Genomic DNA, 641 nt, shown 5'->3' on the forward strand with positions numbered 1-641 from the left:
AGCTGGCGCCAATTTTTGCGGTATTTGCGGGAACGTGGCCTTGAGCGGATCCGGCTGGTGGTATCGGACAAAAGTCTTGGCCTGCTTGAGGCTCTGGGCGAATTTTATCCTGCCGCCGCCTGGCAACGGTGCGTGGTGCATTTTTACCGTAACGTGCTGCATGCTGTGCCGCGCGGCAAGTCCAAGGACGTGAGCCTGATGCTCAAAGCCATCCACGCCCAGGAAGACAGAGAAGCTGCGCGTCAAAAAGCTCGGGAGGTTGGGCGGAAGCTCAAAGCCCTTCGCCTGGAAAAGGCCGCGCGTCTGGTGGACTCTGGAATCGAGGAAACCTTTTCGTATTATGCGTTCCCTGTAGCGCACTGGCGGCATATCCGAACCAACAACCCTCTTGAGCGATTGAACCGGGAAATTCGTCGAACGCGCGTTGTGGGCAGCTTTCCTGATGGGCATGCCGCCCTGATGCTGGTAGCGGCCAGGCTCAGGTACATGGCGGGCCAGAAATGGGGTACGCAACGGTACATGAATATGAGAACAGAGATGTCGGCATAGAACCGGAGCCGTCACGGGCCTTGCAGCGCGGGATTGCCGCTTCGCATCCCGCTCACAAGGCCCGCGCCGCCTCCTCAAGGCAGAGCCAAAAC

General features: G+C 59.1%; 1 protein-coding gene. It reads left to right on the forward strand.

Annotation, left to right across the window (positions count from 1 at the left end; translation table 11 throughout):
* Window positions 1-549, forward strand: a 549-nt coding sequence (locus EII23_RS12220) for a transposase (RefSeq protein ID WP_185702408.1), incomplete at its 5' end; no start/stop codon positions are given.
* Between the last annotated feature and the right edge of the window lie 92 nt (window positions 550-641).

The organism is Desulfovibrio sp. OH1186_COT-070, assembly GCF_003860215.1.
In the GTDB taxonomy this organism is placed as follows: Bacteria; Desulfobacterota; Desulfovibrionia; order Desulfovibrionales; family Desulfovibrionaceae; genus Desulfovibrio.